The 18,184-nt window shown below is 69.6% G+C and carries 12 protein-coding genes; 3 read left to right on the forward strand and 9 right to left on the reverse strand.

Annotation, left to right across the window (positions count from 1 at the left end):
• The first annotated feature begins 46 nt into the window (after positions 1-46).
• Positions 47-2,587 (forward strand): ATP-dependent Clp protease ATP-binding subunit, encoded by a 2,541-nt coding sequence (locus AAME72_RS13290; protein ID WP_348787029.1) that lies wholly within the window; start codon positions 47-49, stop codon positions 2,585-2,587.
• A 67-nt stretch (positions 2,588-2,654) separates the two neighbouring features.
• On the opposite strand, the gene AAME72_RS13295 is transcribed toward AAME72_RS13290, so the two are convergent.
• Positions 2,655-3,746: a type I restriction endonuclease gene (locus AAME72_RS13295; RefSeq protein ID WP_348787030.1), complete on the reverse strand. Its 1,092-nt coding sequence runs from the start codon at positions 3,744-3,746 to the stop codon at positions 2,655-2,657.
• A gap of 256 nt (positions 3,747-4,002) precedes the next feature.
• On the opposite strand from AAME72_RS13295, the gene AAME72_RS13300 reads away from it, so the two are divergent.
• Positions 4,003-6,564 (forward strand): transglycosylase domain-containing protein, encoded by a 2,562-nt coding sequence (locus AAME72_RS13300; RefSeq protein WP_348787031.1) that lies wholly within the window; start codon positions 4,003-4,005, stop codon positions 6,562-6,564.
• On the opposite strand, the gene AAME72_RS13305 is transcribed toward AAME72_RS13300, so the two are convergent.
• Positions 6,561-7,430 (reverse strand): 3-methyladenine DNA glycosylase, encoded by an 870-nt coding sequence (locus AAME72_RS13305; protein ID WP_348787032.1) that lies wholly within the window; start codon positions 7,428-7,430, stop codon positions 6,561-6,563. The two genes, AAME72_RS13300 and AAME72_RS13305, sit on opposite strands and share 4 nt — an antisense overlap.
• Positions 7,431-7,509: 79 nt before the next feature.
• On the opposite strand from AAME72_RS13305, the gene AAME72_RS13310 reads away from it, so the two are divergent.
• On the forward strand, positions 7,510-9,999 hold the full coding sequence (locus AAME72_RS13310; protein WP_348787033.1) for a tetratricopeptide repeat protein: 2,490 nt from the start codon (positions 7,510-7,512) through the stop codon (positions 9,997-9,999).
• A 19-nt stretch (positions 10,000-10,018) separates the two neighbouring features.
• On the opposite strand, the gene AAME72_RS13315 is transcribed toward AAME72_RS13310, so the two are convergent.
• From AAME72_RS13315 to AAME72_RS13345, 7 genes are all read right to left on the reverse strand, one after another.
• Complete coding sequence (locus AAME72_RS13315; protein WP_348787034.1) at positions 10,019-10,621, reverse strand: cyanamide hydratase; 603 nt, start codon at positions 10,619-10,621, stop codon at positions 10,019-10,021.
• 184 nt (positions 10,622-10,805) lie between these two features.
• Positions 10,806-11,834, reverse strand: coding sequence for an alcohol dehydrogenase catalytic domain-containing protein (locus AAME72_RS13320; RefSeq protein WP_348787035.1), 1,029 nt, complete (start codon positions 11,832-11,834; stop codon positions 10,806-10,808).
• Complete coding sequence (locus AAME72_RS13325) at positions 11,834-13,363, reverse strand: helix-turn-helix domain-containing protein (RefSeq protein WP_348787036.1); 1,530 nt, start codon at positions 13,361-13,363, stop codon at positions 11,834-11,836. The genes AAME72_RS13320 and AAME72_RS13325 overlap by 1 nt, the downstream gene beginning before the upstream one ends.
• On the reverse strand, positions 13,360-14,388 hold the full coding sequence (locus AAME72_RS13330; RefSeq protein ID WP_348787037.1) for a DUF917 family protein: 1,029 nt from the start codon (positions 14,386-14,388) through the stop codon (positions 13,360-13,362). The genes AAME72_RS13325 and AAME72_RS13330 overlap by 4 nt, the downstream gene beginning before the upstream one ends.
• Positions 14,389-14,406: 18 nt before the next feature.
• Positions 14,407-15,525 (reverse strand): DUF917 domain-containing protein, encoded by a 1,119-nt coding sequence (locus tag AAME72_RS13335; RefSeq protein WP_348787038.1) that lies wholly within the window; start codon positions 15,523-15,525, stop codon positions 14,407-14,409.
• Positions 15,522-16,616 (reverse strand): DUF917 domain-containing protein, encoded by a 1,095-nt coding sequence (locus AAME72_RS13340; RefSeq protein WP_348787039.1) that lies wholly within the window; start codon positions 16,614-16,616, stop codon positions 15,522-15,524. The genes AAME72_RS13335 and AAME72_RS13340 overlap by 4 nt, the downstream gene beginning before the upstream one ends.
• The gene (locus tag AAME72_RS13345) at positions 16,613-18,166 is read right to left on the reverse strand and encodes a hydantoinase/oxoprolinase family protein (RefSeq protein ID WP_348787040.1); all 1,554 of its coding nucleotides are present in this window, start codon (positions 18,164-18,166) and stop codon (positions 16,613-16,615) included. The genes AAME72_RS13340 and AAME72_RS13345 overlap by 4 nt, the downstream gene beginning before the upstream one ends.
• Positions 18,167-18,184 lie beyond the last annotated feature (18 nt).

Here is an 18,184-nt window from a genome sequence, read left to right on the forward strand (position 1 = left end):
GTTGAACTTGAGTGCACACCACTCAACTTTAGAAACAGGAGACAACGTGCCTGAGAACTTCTCTCCCGAGAGCGGCGGCGACAACTCGTTCGACGAGTTCCTCGCGCGCTATCTCGCGGGCGAGCGTGCGCGCGCCGCGCGCTCCATCGACATCAGCCGCTTCCTCAGCCGGCGCGCGCAGGAGCTGCTCGCCGACGCCGGGCGCTTCGCGCTCGAGCACGGCCACCGCGAGCTGGATTCGCTGCACATCCTGCGCGTCATGGCTCGTCAGGAGCCGGCGGCCGACGCGATGCGACGCATCGGTGTCGACCCCGAGCGCGTGGCCGCAGCGGCCGAGCGCCGCCTGCCCGCCACCGGTGACCCGATCGACGCCGACGGCGCCTCCATCACCGCGTCCGCGCAGCGCGCGCTCTTCCACGCCTACCAGGTAGCCCGCGCCTCCGGCAGCACCTACATCGACCCCGAGCACCTCTTCTTCGCGCTCGTGATCGGGCAGGACGCCCCCGCCGGCCAGGTGCTGCAGGCCGCGGGCGTCACCGCGGACGCGCTCACCAGCGCCATGCGCCAGGGAGCGACGGTGGACGCCGGCGACGCCGGGCCGGCCACCGAGGGCGGCGACTCCACGACCCCGATGCTCGACAAGTTCGGCACCGACCTGACCGCGCTCGCGCGCGAGGGCAAGCTGGACCCGGTCATCGGCCGGCTCGACGAGATCGAGCAGACCGTCGAGATCCTCTCCCGCCGGACGAAGAACAACCCCGTGCTGGTCGGCGAGGCCGGCGTCGGCAAGACAGCGATCGTCGAGGGCCTCGCCCGCGCGATCGTCGCCGGCGACGTGCCGGAGCAGCTGCGCGACAAGACGGTCGTCGCGCTCGACCTGGCCGGGATGGTCGCCGGTACCCGGTACCGCGGCGACTTCGAGGAGCGGCTCACCACGCTCATGGACGAGATCAGCGACGGCAAGGACGAGCTGATCGTGTTCATCGACGAGCTGCACACCGTTGTCGGCGCCGGAGGGTCCGGCGAGTCCGGCGGGATGGACGCGGGCAACATCCTGAAGCCCCGCCTGGCCCGCGGCGACCTGCACCTGGTCGGCGCGACCACGCTCAAGGAGTACCGCCGCATCGAGAAGGACCCGGCGCTGGAGCGCCGCTTCCAGCCGGTGCAGGTGGGCGAGCCGAGCGTCGAGGACGCGGTGCTCATCCTGGACGGGCTGCGCGACGCGTACGAGGAGCACCACGGCGTCACCTACACGCCGGAGGCGGTCCGCGCCGCGGTGGAGCTGTCCGACCGCTACATCTCCGACCGGTTCCTGCCGGACAAGGCGATCGACCTGATCGACCAGGCCGGCGCCAGGCTGCGCCTCTCGCTCGGCAAGCGCGTCGACGCCTCCGAGCTCATGCAGAAGCTGGCGACCCTCGAGTCCGAGAAGAACTCGGCCGTCGCCGCGGAGCACTACGAGGAGGCTTCGCGCCTGCGCGACGAGATCGAGGAGGTGCAGCGCGCGATCGACAGCGTCGGCAGCGCTCCGCACCCCGAAGCGATCGTGGACGAGGCGGAGATCGCGGCCATCGTGTCGCGTGCCACCGGCATCCCCGTCTCGCGCATCGGCGAGGCCGACCGTGAGCGTCTCGCCGCGCTGGAGTCGGAGCTGCACGAGCGCGTGATCGGCCAGGACGACGCGGTGACCGCGGTCGCCAAGGCCGTTCGCCGCAGCCGCACCGGGCTCGGCGACGAGCGCCGCCCCGTCGGTTCGTTCCTGTTCCTCGGCCCGACGGGCGTGGGAAAGACGGAGCTGGCCAAGTCGCTGGCGGCGTCGTTGTTCGGCGACGAACGCTCGATGATCCGCTTCGACATGAGCGAGTTCGGCGAGCGGCACACGGTCGCCCGCCTGGTCGGCGCCCCTCCCGGGTACGTCGGCTACGACGAGGCGGGCCAGCTGACCGAGCGCGTGCGCCGCAACCCGTACTCGGTGATCCTGTTCGACGAGATCGAGAAGGCGCACCCGGACGTGTTCAACCTGCTCCTGCAGGTGCTGGACGACGGCCGCCTCACCGACGGCCAGGGCCGCACGGTCGACTTCCGCAACGCGGTCGTCATCATGACCTCCAACCTCGGCTCGGAGTTCCTCGCCTCCCGCAGCGGGGCCCTCGGCTTCGTCGCGGCGGGGTCGGACGGCTTCTCGTCCGACGAGGACATCCGCAACCGGGTGATGGGCAAGCTCCGCGAGGCCATGCGGCCGGAGTTCCTGAACCGCATCGACGAGATCGTGCTGTTCCGGAAGCTGGACGCGGTGCAGCTGCGCTCGATCGTCCGCCTGCTGCTGAACGCGACCTCGGCCCGCCTGGCGGCCCGCGGCATCCGCTTCGAGGCCACCGACGCGGCCATCCAGTGGATCGCCGACGCGGGCTACGAGCCGGAGTACGGCGCCCGCCCGCTGCGCAGGGTCATCCAGCGCGAGGTGGACGACCGCGTCGCCGACCTGCTGGTCGCCGGCTCCGTGAGCGAGGGCGGCACGATCGTGGTCGACGCGGCCGACGGTGCGCTCATCGTCCGTCCCCAGGAGGTTCTCGCCACCGCGGCGTGACCCGCATCAACACGAAAGAGGCGTCGTCCCCGAGAGGGGGCGGCGCCTCTGTCGCGTCCGGCGGTCGCTAGGCGTATCGGCGGACGGCGGCGCGGATATCGTCGGCGTACTTGTAGATTTCGTCGAGCGAGCCGAGTTCGTAACGCGTTTCGTTCTTTTCGACGTCGAAGAGACCGATGTACTTCTTCGTCTTCGAATTGAAATGCAGTCGTGCGATCGGCTTTCTGTTGTTGTCGTCGAGGAGGACGGCGAAGTATGACTTGGAATCGCGCTGCGCGATCCGCTGGGGCTTGACCTCGCTACATGCGATGGCCTTCACGATCTGATACCCCTCGAGTTCTTCGAGCGTCGTCTCGATCTCGGTGTCCCCGTGAATGTCGTCTTGAGCCGGTCCATGACTCGAGACAGCTTCCTGCGGAGCGGCGTCGACGGTGGCGTAGTTGGAACTGCCGAGCGCCGTCTTCAGCCGTTCGTTGACCTGATCATTGAGGAACTGCTTCGTGGCCTTGGCGACCAAGGGCGTGAACTGATCACGAACCCGCTGGGTGATGGAGCCTTCGTACACGCGGCTCGTGAAGAACCGCACCCATTCGTCGTCAGGCTCGCGGAACTGCGCGCCGAGCGACCTCTTGATCTGGCCGATGTACTTGAGCTCACCGGCGGCGTTGATGATGGAATCGAGGTCGAACGCATCCTTCGTCAGCTTTCTGAGCTCTGGAATGAGCGTGTCGTCGATGTCGAGCAGGTCGAGCACGAGGAACGGCTTGTCGTCCATGCGGTTCGGTGCGTCGAGGTCCGTGTAGAACTGGTAGGTTTCACCGTTCGTGAGGATGGCCACTCGGGCATTCGTCACTGCGAAATAGCGGTAGAGCTGCGAGGCGTTCTCGATCGTCAGCGCTTCGTTGGACTTCTTGCATTCGATCAGCATCTGGACCTCGCCATCGCGCATGATCGCGTAGTCGATCTTCTCGCCCTTCTTGATGCCAACGTCCGCAGTGAACTCGGGCACCACTTCGAGAGGGTTGAAGACGTCGTAACCGAGGACCGTCGAGATGAACGGCATCACGAATGCGTTCTTTGTTGCCTCTTCGGTGTGAATCGCGTCTCGCTGGTTTCTCACCTTTTGCGCCATCGCCGCGAGCACTTCTGCGAAATCCATTCTCTGCCTTTCTACGCGTGCTCTCAGAGAATACCGACCCGTATCCCTTGAATCGTTTACCGCGGCGGGAACACACTCGAACTGGGGACAGCGAGGGGACGCGACACGCCGTCTCGACGGCCTCGCCGCGGCATGTCGCGACCTCTCAACCCAAATGGCCGTCGCGTACCACGGGCCGCCCGTCCCTGAAAGGCTCCAAACAAGCTCTCGCCATTCGCCAACCTGGTACCCAGAAACGGCTGGGACCGTGGAGGCCGTGCCCCCTCAGGACAGATTCCCCAACTCCCCGCGCCTTCAGGCCCTCGATGAGAGGATCGCGCCGCTGAAGCGGTTCGAGCTGCGCACTCCGCGCACCCGCAACCAGGCGATCCTGCAGTTCCTCGGGCTCGCCGTCGTCGCAGCGGTGCTCATGTCGCTGTTCTTCCTTCCGGGTTTCCTGGGAGCCGGGGTGGCCGCCGCGGCGGGCATCAGCGACTTCAACCAGCTGCCGTCGAACCTGAACATCCAGCAGTTCGCGCAGAACTCGACGGTGTACGCGAAGCAGGGCGGTAAGGATGTGCCGATCGCGCAGTTCTACGCGCAGAACCGGCAGGACGTGAGCTGGAACGACGTCTCCCAGAACGTCAAGGACGCGGTGATCGCCGCCGAGGATCCCCGCTACTACAGCGAGGGTGCCGTCGACGTGTTCGGCACCGTGCGCGGTGCGCTCTCGACCGTGATCGGCGGCGACGTGCAGGGCGGGTCCTCGATCACGCAGCAGTACGTCAAGAACGTCGAGGTCGAGAAGTGCGAGGCGCTCACCGACCAGAAGAAGGTGCAGGCCTGCTACGACGACGCGGCCGGCGTGACCCTGCAGCGCAAGGTGCAGGAGATGCGGTACGCGGTCGGGCTGGAGAAGAAGTACAGCAAGCAGCAGATCCTGATGGGGTACCTGAACGTCGTCGGCTTCGGCGGCCAGACCTACGGCATCCAGGCGGCGGCGCAGTATTACTTCAACACCTCGGCCAAGAACCTGACGCTGCCGCAGGCGGCGACGCTCGTCGCGATCGTGAACAACCCCGCGAACCTGCGCATCGACGAGCCGAAGAACGCGGACAACGGCGCCGCGAACGGCTACAAGCTCACCAAGGAACGACGCGACTACGTGCTCGACCGGATGTACGTGAACCGTAAGATCACGGCAGCAGACCGGGACGCGGCGAAGAAGACGCCCATCCAGCCGGTGATCACGCCGACCACCTCGGGCTGCACGACCGCCGCGAAGTACAACGCGGCCTTCTTCTGCGACTACGTGCGCGACGTGATCCTGAACGACTCGGCCTACGGCACGACCAGCGACGAGCGCTGGGGGACGCTGAACCGCGGCGGCCTCAAGATCTACACGACGCTGAACCTCGACCTGCAGGCCGTGGCGCAGCAGTCGCTCAGCAAGCACATCCCCGCCTCCCGTCCGGACATCGACCTGGGAGCGTCCAACGTCTCGGTGGAGCTCGGGACGGGACGAATCGTGACGATGGTCCAGAACAAGTCCTTCAACAACACCGACCAACCGGTCGACGGTGCGACCGCGGTGAACTACAACACCGACGAGGCGTACGGTGGCTCCGAGGGCTTCCAGACGGGATCCACGTTCAAGGCGTTCGACCTCGCCGGCTGGCTGGAGGGCGGCCACAGCCTGTACGAGTCCGTCGACGCCTCCCAGCACACCTTCCCGATGTCGGACTTCCACAGCACCTGCGGAGACGTGTCCGGGCCGGACTGGCCGGTGTCGAACGACGAGGGCTCCGCGAGCAGGCTGTCGGTGATGAGCGCGACCGCCGAATCGGTGAACACCGCGTTCGCGATGATGGCGACGCAGACCGACCTGTGCAGCATCCTGAACGCGGCCAAGTCGCTCGGCGTGCACACGGCGAAGACCGGAGGGACGCTGAATTCGTACCCGTCGATGATTCTCGGCACGAACAACATCGCGCCGCTGACCATGGCGACGGCGTACGCCGGCATCGCGAACGGCGGCCAGGTGTGCACGCCGGTCGCGATCGACAAGGTGCTGAACGCGGACGGCTCCCCGCACAAGGTGAGCGCGAGCACCTGCACGCAGGGGATGCCGAAGAACATCGCCGCGGGCGTCAGCTACGCGCTCCAGGGCGTGATGAAGGACGGCACCGCGACCAGCGCGAACCCCTGGGACGGCACGCCCATCATGGGCAAGACCGGCACGACCGACGACTCCCTGCAGAACTGGCTGATCACCTCGACCACCAAGGTCGCGCAGGCGACCTGGGTCGGCAACGTCTCCGGGGACACGCCGCTGCGCAGCCTCGACTTCGACGGGATCGGCGGCGGCGACGTCAAGTTCTCGATCGTCGAGCCGATCCAGGCGGCCCTCGACCAGCTCTACGGCGGGGACGACTTCCCCGAGCCGGACAACTCGATGCTGTACGGCAGCCAGGTGACCGTCCCCGACGTCGCCGGCAAGTCGCCCGCCGAGGCGCAGAAGCTGCTGGAGGGCCTGGGGCTGACCGTCCAGGTCGATTCGACCCCGGTCGCCAGCGACCAGCCGGCGGGCACGGTCGCGGGCACGGACCCCTCGGCGGGATCGGACGTCGACCCGGGAGCGACGGTGACCATCCAGGTCAGCTCCGGGCAGCAGACGGGGTCGACGGCGCCGCCCACCGGACCGCCGACGCCGAGCTCCACACCGTCGCCCGGAAAGACGGACGGCAGCGGCGGAACCGGTAGCGGCGGCGGCACCGGGGGTGGGGGCACCGGTACCGGCGGCACCGGCGGCACCGGCACCGGCGGCGGGAACGGCTAGACCCGGGCCGTCTCGGTCCCGAGCCAGGCGGTGAGGATGCGCGCCCGAAGCGCGTTCGCGCGGTCGGCGAAGCCGCGCTGGCGGCGGACGTACTCCGCCTTGCCCTCGGGCGTCTCGATCCGCACCGGGTCCGCGCCCCACGGCCGCATGTCGTAGGGCGAGGCCTGCATGTCGAGAAGCCGGATGTCGCGCGCCAGCTCGAACGCGTCAAGCAGCAGCTCGCCCGGCACCAGCGGGCCGAGCTTCATCGCCCACTTGTACACATCCATCCCCGCGTGCAGGCAGCCCGGCTGCTCCAGCTCCGGCTGCGTCTCGCGGGTCGGCGCGAAGCGGTTGCGCGGCACGGCATCCGGTGTGAAGAACCGGAACGCGTCGATGTGGGTGCAGCGCAGCTCGTGCGACTCGACGACGGCGTCCGTCCCCGACTGGCCGAGGCGCAGCGGAACGGGATGGCGGTGCTCGTCCTGCCGGTAGACCATCGCCCACTCGTGCAGCCCGAAGCAGCCGAACTGGCCGGGGCGGGATGCGGTCGAACGCAGGATGCGCTCGACGACACCCAGCATCGGCGCCTTCTCGCGCTCCATCCCGACGCGATCGACCACGAGGCCGTCGGGCGTCTCGCCCTGCGCGTACCAGCGCCAGGATGCGCGCGGCTCGCCGGCCGCCTCGGCCAGCTCCACGCCCGGGCCGGGATGCCAGCGGCGCAGGACGCCGGGGGAGTACGAGTAGTAGGTGAAGAGGAAATCCTCCACCGGGTGTTTCTCGCCCCGCGCGGCGCGGGCGCGGTGACCGGCGGTCAGGGCGTCGGCGCGCTCGGCGTGCGCGGCCTCGCGGGCGCGCCACTCAGCGGGGGGAAGCAGGATCACCCTGTCGAGGATACGAGGTCGGTCAGGGTGCCTCCAATGGGTGCTCGCGGGCGATTCGGACCTTTGGGACAATTCAATAATGGTTGGGAACTTGCTGAGCGCCTTCGCAGCTGGGCTTACGACGATCGTGTTCTTGGTCGGCTTCTCGTCAGTGCGGTTGCGTTCTCAGCGTGACAGGGCGATCGCGCAGTCCGATTCGTTGACCGCTGACCTTATCAGCGCCGAGCGTGACGGGCGCTTGGTCACCGATCGAGATATTCAGCGGACGGCTAATGCGTTTTCCGACGCGACCCGCCTGGACCCCATCGGTCGCTGGACGGTTGGATTCACCTGGCTCGTGTTCGCGCTGATGGTGTGTCTACTCATGGCTGCAGTCGTTATCTTCGGACCAGCGGTCAACCTTCTTGAACTGACTATGGGCAAGGTAGCGATTGCCTTCGTGATGGTCGTGGCGTTCGCCACTGCCACGGTTGGGACTGCCGAATATCAATGGGTAGGGCGTGATCTTCGAGCGCGCGCCGCGCGGAGCCTGATTGGCCAAGTGCGCAAAGCGATAGAGCTACGTGCTTCCGGTGATTTCCACGCCGCATTACATGCGGCGAATGACATCGCCAAGGCCGTAGAGTCATGGCCATGGGTTTACGCGTTCCGTTCTCAACTTCACGAGGCGCTTGGCTCTAGAACGCGCGCCGTTGCTGACATTGAGCGAGCGCTCGCGCTTGACCCAGCATCTGTGTGGAACCGGGTAGCTCGGGCCGAGCTCCGCATGAAGGAAGACGATGCAACGGGTGCATTGGATGACTTGCGGTCTCTTGGCGACCGACTGCCTGTTGAGCCCACGATACTCAGGCTGCTCGGAAGTGCGCTCAACGCGTCCGGGGCGCGAGCCGAGGCGATACAGGCATTCGATCGGGCATTGGCGTTGGATCCCAATGATTCAGACACTCGCCTGAGCCGTGGGCGCGTTCTGAGCGGCGGTGACGATTCGACCGGACATCACGAGCTACCTGACCTTCTTCGCACGATTGTGCTAGACGAGGGCCAACGTATTGCAGTGGAGGCGGTTGCGAACACCGCACGCAGGCGACTGCACGAGAACGATCTTGATACCGCTATCGAGGACTTCTCTCTGGTGCTCCAACACGATCCCGACAACGTTGAAGCGTTGGTCTATCGCGGCCTAGCACGATCGCGGCGGGGCCAGGTGGATGAATCCACCGCAGACTTTGAGTGCGCGCTGTCCCACGCAGTGAGATTGCCCTGGGTCCTAGAAACGTGGGGAATCGCGGTTCGCGGTCGTCGGGAACTAGACGCGGCCGACGAATTGTTCAGTCGGTCAATTTCGGCCGGCGGGTCCCGACGAAACTACATGCTTCGCGGTTTGCTTCGTGAGACACGTGGCAAGCTTGATGAAGCGCGCGGGGACTTTGAATCGGCCCTCGCCATCGAGCCTAACAATCGCGACGTCAAAGCGCATTGTGCCCGAGTACTCGGACTACTCGGCTCGGCTGAGCGCAGCGAGATCGAGTTTCGAGAACTCACGGAAAAGGACCCGTCGGATGTGCATGCGTTCGAACTGTGGATCCGAACATTGCTCCAGCTGAAAAACGCCGACGAGGCGTTGGTGATATCCGAATCAGCCTTACGCGAGAATCCCTTCGAAGCTCGACTCTATGAACTCCGTAGCCGCGTCTACTTCGCGCTAAAGCGGTTCGGCAGTGCACTTTCAGACATCGAGAGTGCGGAGGCGCTTGGTGGCGAAGCGGCGCTCCTGGCTCTCGATCGCGCCGCCTGCCTGGCAGCGAGTGGGGACATGGAGGCGGCCCTCGCGGCCCTGTCTGTTGTTGCTGATGCTCCGTCGGATTATCAGTTTGCAGCGCTCGCGAATCGCGCGACGCTTAGGCGCGAAGGAGGCGATGTAGAAGGAAGTCTTGCCGACTTCAGCTCCGCCCTCCTCTTGCGGCCAGAGCACCCCAGGTTGCTGATCAGCCGCGGATGCCTACTACTGAGCGAGGGACGGATCGAGGACGCTCGTCTGGACTTCGACGCATCGATTGCTCGTGACCCCGACAACTACATGGCCTACTACCATCGGGCACAAACGCGAGAGGCCTTGCACGACCCGAGCGGGCTACTTCAGGACCTAGATCAAATGGACCGAATCTCCGGCGACCCATCTAAGACTTATGAGTTTCGAGGCTCTGCCCACTTCGCGCTAAAGGAATGGGCCCAAGCTGCATCTTGCTACCGACGAGCGCTCGAAACACTTGAAGGCGATGAAGCGCTGAACATTATGTCTACACTCGCCGCGGTTTACGACAATTCCGGCGACTTCGAAGATGCTGAGGCGTTGCTTCGTCAAGTAGTCCAACGGCGCCCGGAACCAAGCGAAAGGTTGCGTCTGGGCATCGCTCTGAGCCAACTTGGCCGAAGCGACGACGCGAGGCGAGAGTTTGTTGAGGTCAAGGAGGCTCTCGGCGAGAGGGCAGAAGAAGTATTCCGTGCGAACATCGTGCCTGGCGTGCTGCTCGAAGAGGCGGCAGTGTTCTCGGACTGGAAATCCGCGTAGTTCGAGGATACGAGGTCGGTCAGCCGAGCGCTTCCAGCGGGTTCTCGGCCAGCTTGCGCGCGACGCCGCGGTCGACGATCCGCCGCGCAGCGGTGTCCGGCTTGCGCGCGGCCTGGTCGGTGACGCACGCCGTGAACTCGGCGGCGAGCTCCAGCCGCGGGTAGGCGGCGATGACCTCGCGCCGGAAGTCGAGCGGCAGTGCGTCCGGGCGCACCCCCGAGATGTCGAGCGCGGTCGCCACCTCGAGCAGGTGGCCCTCGGGGTCGAACGCCGGGTCCACCTCCGGCCAGTTGTGCCGCACGACGACCTCGTGGGCACGGATGCGGCGCTCCGGCGGCCAGCCGGCCCCCGCGGTGAGCGCCTTCGCGACGTGTCCGCCCGCGTCCTCGTAGGCGAGGGCGACGTTGTCGAATGCGGGCACGATGCCGATGTCGTGGAGCAGCGCCGAGACGTAGAGGAGCTCGTGGTCGATGCCGTGCATCCCCTCGATGATCGCGAATCCCTCTGCCCACAGCCAGGAGCGGTGCACGTGGTTCAGGAGCGACGGGGTGTGGTACTCGGCGGCGATGTCGCGGGCCGCGCGGGCGGCGGCGGTGTCGGGGACGGGGATGTCGGTCAGCATGGCTCCATCCTGGCGTCCCGCGCCGCACAGATCCGGCCGGACGCCCGCGAAATCCGGACGAAGTGGGGCGTCGGAAAGGGAGGAGGCCGGGCGCGCCACGCCGGGGTGGTGCGGGGAACGGAGGACATCCGAGGCGAGCACGAGCGGGAAGTCCTCCCTTACCGACGCGGCGGGTGGAGGGAGGTCAGTCGAGGTCGGGGTGCAGGACGGTGACGCCCGCGGGCGGGGCGGCTGGCAGCAGCACGGCGGCCTGTGCCAGCCCGACCGGAGCCGCGAGCAGGTCCTGCGGGCGCACCGCGCCGGAGGCGACCATGGCCAGCATGGCGGGATAGTCGGCGGCGGCCATGCCGTGGCTGCCGAGCAGGTCCAGCTCCCAGGCGATCGCGCGGTCGAGGGGGAGGACCGGCATGGCGTCGCCCGCCAGCAGGCCGATCTGCACGTGCCTGCCGAGCCGGCGCAGCGAGAGCACGGAGGCGGTGGCGGTCTCCGCCGAGCCGACCGCGTCGATCGACACGTGCGCGCCGCCGCCGGTCAGCGCGGCGATCGCGTCCGGTGCATCAGCTCCCGCCTCCACGGCGTGCTCGGCCCCGAGTCGTGTGGCCAGCTCACGGGCGGCGGCCGACGGGTCCACCGCGATCGGCCGCGCGCCGAGCGCGCGCGCGATCGTGATCGCACTGAGGCCGACGCCGCCAGCGCCGTACACGGCCATCCACTCGCCCGGCTGGATGCGCGCCCGCGCGGTCACCGCCCGGTACGCGGTGGCGAACCGGCAGCCGAGCGACGCGGCGGCGTCGTCCCCGACCTCGTCCGGCACCGCGACCAGGTTGAGGTCGGCCGCGCGGACCGCGACGAGCTCGGCGTGAGAACCCCAGTGCGTGAAGCCGGGCTGGGTCTGGTCCGGGCACACCTGCGCGCGCCCGGACAGGCACCACTCGCAACGCCCGCAGCCGTTCACGAACGGCGCCGTCACCCGGTCGCCGACGCGCCAGCGGGTGACGCCCGCCCCCACCGCGGCGACTGTCCCGGCGAACTCGTGGCCGGGGACGTGCGGCAGGTGCACGGTGTCGTCGTGCCCCGCCCAGGCGTGCCGGTCGCTGCGGCAGAGTCCGGAGGTGGCGACCCGCACGAGCGCGCCGCCCTCCGGCAGCTCCGGCTCCGGCACGTCGGCGACGGACACGGGTCCGCCGAATCGCTCGTAGAGGAGGGCTCTCATCAGGCTCCGTTCGGTCGGGGGCGCAGGGCGCGGCAGGCGAGGTGGACGGCGAGACGGGTCTCGGAATCGGCGAGGTCGAGGCCGAGCAGCTCCTGCGCACGAGCGACCCGGGCGGAGACGGTGTTGCGGTGCAGGCCGAGCGCGTCGGCCGTCGCGGCGATGCCGGACTCGTGGTCGAGGTAGGCGGTGAGCGTCTCCATGAGCTCCGGGCCGCGTGCGACCAGCGGAGCCAGCAGCGACTCGGCGGCGGGAACGAAGGTGTCGCTCTCCGTCCAGGACAGCAGGAGCTGCTCCAGGCCGAGCGCGTCGATCCGCACGAACCAGCCGGTCGCCGAGCGGCTCGCCGCGATGCGGGCAGCGTCGGCCGCGCCGTCGATCGTCGCGATCAGCCCGGCGGAGCCGCTCTCGAGCGTCCCGACCCCCGTCGCGACGTTGAAGACCCGACGGGCGGCGGTGTGCAGGGCGCGGACGGCGGCGACCGCCTCCTCCACCCGGCCGGGCGACGGAGGCGCGGAGAACGAGATCCAGCCGGTGACGCCGCGTCCGCTCGTCGCGGCGTGCGAGTCGACCGGTAGCGCGGCGAGCTCGCGCGTGACGAGCCGGAGCAGTTGCAGGGTGTCGACGCGGCCGCGGCCGACGATGCGGAAGCCGAGGTGGTAGCCGGCCGTCCGCCAGCCGCGCTCCAGCATCCGCTGCTCGAGCTCGGTGTCCCTGCTGTCGCGCTCCTCCAGGAAGTCGCGGAGCAGGCCGGAGGCGACGGCGGCGTCGTTCACGTCGGCGACCTCGTCGATGAGGATGCGCGCGGCCACGGCGGGCATCGCCACCTCTGCGGCCACGGCCAGGGCGCTCAGCTGCTGCGGCCCGAGCCCGTGGCCGAACACCGCGAGCCGGAGGCCCGCGCGGCTCGGGGAGTCGACGTGGACGGAGGCAGCGGCGCCCGCGTCGACGGAGACCGTGTCGAGCCAGGGCCCGAAGTCGATGGCCGCGTGCACGTCCTCGGGAAGTCGGCCGCCCGCCTGCAGTAGCACGCCCTCCGCGTCGATCAGCGCGACACCGTGGCCGACGCTGGCGGAGAGGTGGCGCAGCAGGTCGGCGAGGTTGTCCGCCGGGTACTCGATGGACTGCGCGACGCGGCGCACATAGCCGAGCGTGAGCGCATCCCTCGCCTCCAGCAGCTCCCAGCCCGCGCGCGCCAGCGCGATCGGGTCGTCGGCCGCGAGCAGGTCGATGCCGAGCCGGGCGGCGAGGATGCGGCTGCCGCCGCCGAACACTTCCGCACCGGGCAGCGCGAGCGCGCGGAAGCCGCGGTCGCGCACGCGACGGAGGAGCGCGTCCTGCTGCCACGACGCGGGCGGCGGGGCCGAGGTGAGCACGGCGAGGGCGCCGTCGCCGTCGGCGGGGAGCGCCGACTCGTCCGCGGCGACGACCATGTCGCGCCACGCGGCGGTGCCGCCGGGACCGGCGACGGCGCGCAGTCCGCCGTTCGCGGGATGCGCGAGCAGCGCGCCGAGGTCGAGCTGCGGGCTCACGCGCCCACCTCCAGCCCGGAGAGGCCGAAGGCCGCCGGGGTCACGTGCCGCAGGCGCTCCGGCGCCTCCAGCCACCAGCCCGGCGCCGGCAGCGCGATGACGGCGACGTGCCGCGCGAGCGTGATCGCGTCCGCCTGCAGGATGTCGCGGGAGATCGTGTCCAGAGCGACGATGATCTCCGGCGAGGCGGCGACCGTCTCGCCGTCGCGGACGAACGCCAGCAGCTCCGAGCGCGCGACGACCCGGAGCACCGCGCCGTCGTCGCCCGTCAGCTCCACGGCGCTGGCGAACGGGTCGTCCGGAGCCGGATCGATCGCGGTCACGCGCCCTGCGCCGAGCAGCCGGCCGCCGAGCGCCGCCGCGAGGTCGCCGAGGGCGAGGGCGGGGTCGCCGGCGGCCTCCCCGAGGCCGAGCGCGCGCGAGTAGGTCCCGGTCACCGCGTGCTCCAGCAGGTCGCCCACGGTGAACCCGGCGATGAGGACGGCGCCCGCCCCTCCCGCCTGAACGATGGAGGAGCGGACCAGCGCCTCCACATCGGAGGGGCGGGCGGAGTCGATCACGGCGACTCCGCGTCCGGTGTCGCAGACGGCGATCACGCCGGGAACCGCGTCCACCAGCAGGGAGAGCTGGTCGAGGCGGGGCAGTGCGCGGCCCATGAAGTCCGCGTCCACGAGGGCGTGCGAGCCCGCCAGCAGGAGCGGGGTCAGGCCGTTCAGCCCTGCCCCTTCGAGCGCGCAGACGGCCGCCGCCGTCCCGCCGGTCCAGCGCTCGGCCGCCTCCACCAGCGGGCCGAACACGTCGGCCGCGGGGATACGCTCCGCCAGCAGGTAGGTCGAGCCGGCGAAGGCCGCCGCGACGCACGGCGTCGCCGGGTCGAGGTCGGCGACCGCGTGCAGCGGGAGCGGCCAGATCGGGGCGTCGGCGACCATCAGCTCGAGCATGGTGGTGCCGCCGCCCCCGCCGGAGCCGAGCAGCGAGAAGCCCCTCCCGAGCGCGGCGAGGCGCTCGCGCCCGAGGATGTCCATGCAACCAGGGTAGGTGCGTCAGGCCGTGCGGTGCTGAGCGAGGAGGTCGCGGGACTCGACGGGCACGAACGGCTCGTCCAGTCCGAACGCGCCGGGGCCGAACGCGGCGAGCGCCTCCGGCGTCCGCATCATCTCCGGCGTGGAGATGCCCAGCACACGCACCCGCTGGCCGTAGCGCAGCCCCTCGGTCGTGATCGGCTCGCCCGACTCGATGTCGGTCACGCAGATCAGGTCAGGGACGATCGCGACGACCTCGCCGTCGCGGCGCGCCACCAGGTTCTCGTTCTGGAAGTGCAGCTGCAGCTCCGAGCCGTCCTGGTCCAGGGAGGAGACCGTCGCACGGCCCTTCGCGAAGCCGTCCGTCGTGCGCCGCTCCACGTCGACGACCTTGCCCGCGAAGAGCTCGCGCACCTCGGAGTAGAGGGTCGTCGACAGGGTCTGCGCGATCGCATCGAACGGGGAGCGGTGCCCCTCCCTGGCCTCTCGGATGGCGCGTCCCAGGGCGAGCGCCATCGAGATCGTGCGGGGAACGGCCGTGCGGCGCACGTCAGCCCCCGTCGTCGCGTACTCGGCGATGTGCCCGACGCCGCCGAGCCGGATGGTCACGCCGCGCGCGAGCCACTCCATCTGCCGGTCGTCGTCGCCGGTGTCGATCAGCACGGTCTCGCCGCGCTCGCCGGCCAGCGCCAGCGGCGAGCCGTGCACGCCGTACACGGCGAACGTCTCCATCGAGAGCTCGGGGAACGCGCGTCCCATGCCGTCCGCGTCCACGACAGGGAGGCCGGTCTCTGCGGCGACGATGAGCGGGATCATCGAGTTGATGCCGCCGCACTCGATGGGCATGGTGGCGTCGGCGCGACGGCCGAGGTGCTGCTCCAGCGTCCGCAGCGCGAGCGTCGGCTCGGTGCCGGCCGGGATCTTCTCGACCATGACGGTGGGCGCGCCCATCTGGGCGGTCGGGATGACGAACAGGTCGTCGGCGAGCTCGTCGGGATCGAGGATGGTGATGCCGCGGTCTCCGAGCACCTGCTCGACGAGCATCTGGCCGATGTACGGGTCCCCGCCGCCCCCGGTGCCGAGCAGCGTGGCGCCGCGGGCGAGGTCGGGCAGGTCGGCGGCGGTCAGCGTCCAGCTCATGCGACCGCCCCCGCGAGCGCGCCCTCCGGCGTGCCATCGAAGCGGTGCGACGGCACGTCGTAGCCGAAGTAGCCGGGACCGACCATCGCGAGCGCGGCCTCCTGGTGCCAGCGCGGGTCGCTCGGCGCCGCGACGACGCGGACCCGCTGGCCGTAGCGCAGACCCTCCGTCGTGATCGGCTCGCCGCTCTCGGCGTCGAGCACGATGATGAGGTCCGGCGTCGTGACGAAGACCTCGTCGTCGGTGCGGGCGATCAGGTGCTCGTTCTGGAACGACAGCGTCAGTGTGCCTGCGTCGCCCTCGATCCTGGCGCGTCCGCGCGCGAAGCCGGCAGTCGTCCCGCGCTCGACGTCGACGACTTTGCCGCCGAAGAACTCGCGGCCGTCCAGAAGCGCCACGGTCGCGGAGACCGGGTCCGTCTTCTCCGCCCGCGCGCGGGCGATGCCGGAGCCGATGTCCACGCAGTGCTGCAGCGAACCGGGCACGAGCGCCTCCCGGGCGACGGGCCCCGGCATCGGGAAGCCGGAGATCATGATGGAGCAGCCCATCTCGACGCACGCGACGCGGGCGATCCGCTCCGTCCAGTGGTTGTCCACGGTCTGCAGCACGCCCACGTTGCCCTTCTCGTCGCTGAACGCGAGCGGGGAGGCGGTGACGCCGTACAGGGTGGGCAGCACCATCTGCAGCTCGGGGAAGGCGCGTCCCATCCCGTCCGCGTCGATCAGCGGCAGCCCGAGGGCGGCCGCGGCGGCGACGGGGATGGTGGAGTTCACGCCGCCGACCTCGGCGCAGGCGACGTGCGTCACCGGGCGGCCGAGGTAGGTGCCGAGGGCGTTCACGGGCGCGATGACCTCGTCGAGGCTGGGCAGCTTCTCCACCATCACCGTCGGGGCACCCATCATCGCGACGGTGAGCACGAGCGCGTCGTCCGGCACCTCGTCGAGGCCGACCACCGTGACGGGACCGTGCACCGCGAGCGCCTGCCGGGCGAGCAGCGAGCCGATGTACGGGTCACCGCCGCCTCCGGTGCCGAGCACCGCTGCGCCGCGGGCGAGGTCGTCGATGCGATCGGCGGTCAGCGTCCAGCTCATACCCGCACCCCCATGTCCAGGTCGCCGACGGCCTTCACACGGATGCGCGTCGCGTTGCCGGGCAGGTAGGGGATGGGCACCTCGTCGAAGTCGACGATCGCGACCGAGGAGGGGGAGGCCCCGGCCGCGATCGCCTTGTCCACCGCCTCCGCCCGAACGGCGGCGATGGCGTCGTCACGGCGGCCGGGCTCGACGGCGTAGACCTTGTCGATCTCGCCGCCGACCTGCGCGATGGATGCGCCGATCGCGTTGGCCACCGCGTAGTTCTCCGGACGGTGCACCGTGCCGAACAGGGGGAGCTCGTCGGGCAGCAGGATGGAGCCGCCGCCGACCGCGACCACGGGGATCGGGTCGGGCGAGGTGCGCATCCTGTCCACGGCCTCGGCGACGCGCTCGGCGATCCGGTTCAGCACGCGCTGCACGAACGCGGGATCGAGGTGCGCCACCTTTGCGGGGTCGCCGATGCTCGCGCGGCCGGCCGCGACGGCGATGTCCGTTGCGGTGAGCGTGGAGCCGCCGAAGACGAGCGCCTCCTCGGTGAGCCGATAGCCGACGGACTCGGGCCCGACCTCCGCGGTCTGCTCGTTCACGATCGAGCCGCCGCCGATGCCGATGGAGAGCACGTCCGGCATCCGGAAGTTCGTGCGGACGCCTGCCACCTTGACCTCGTTGGCGGTCTCGCGGGGGAAGCCGTTGATGAGCAGGCCGATGTCGGCGGTGGTGCCGCCGATGTCCACGACGGCGCAGGTGTCGAGGCCGCTGGTGAGGGCGGCGCCGCGCATGGAGTTGGTGGGTCCGGAGGCGAAGGTCGCCACCGGGTAGAGGCGCACGTAGTCCTCGTCCATCAGGGTGCCGTCGTTCTGGCTGAGGAAGATCGGCGCGTCGATGCCCTGCGCGCGCACCGCCGACGTGAGGCCGTCGACGATCTCGGAGGCGAGCTCACGCAGCGCGGCGTTGATGATCGTCGCGTTCTCCCGCTCGAGCAGGCCGATCCGCCCGATCTCGTGGGAGAGCGAGATCGCGACGTTTTCGCCCAGCTCGTCGGCGATGATGGCCGCCGCCTCGGTCTCGACGTCGTGGTTCACGGGCGAGAACACCGAGGAGATCGCGACCGAGCGCACGCCGTTCGCGGCCATGTCCGCGGCGAGCCCCTTCAGCTCCGCCTTGTCGATCGGAGAGATCGGCCGGCCGTCGAACTCGTAGCCGCCGTGGGCCAGATAGCTGCGGGCGCCGATGGCGTCCTTGAGCGCGCCCGGCCAGTCGACGAGGGGCGGGAGCGCCTTCGTCGCCGGGAGACCGAGCCGGAGCGCGGCCGTGGGGGCCAGGCGCTTGGCCTCGACCAGCGCGTTGATGAAGTGCGTTGTGCCGATCATCACCGCGTCGATCTCGGCGCCGTCGAAGTCCCTGGCCGCCCGGAGCGCCTCGATGGCGTTCACGATGCCGCTGGTGACATCCGGGCTTGTCGAGTTCTTGACGCCGGCGAGGGTCTGCCTGCCGTCCATGAGCACTGCGTCGGTGTTCGTGCCGCCGACGTCGATGCCGATATGCATGTCGCTTCGCTTTCTTCC

The sequence above is a fragment of the Leifsonia sp. NPDC080035 genome (assembly GCF_040050925.1).
Classification (GTDB): domain Bacteria; phylum Actinomycetota; class Actinomycetes; order Actinomycetales; family Microbacteriaceae; genus Leifsonia.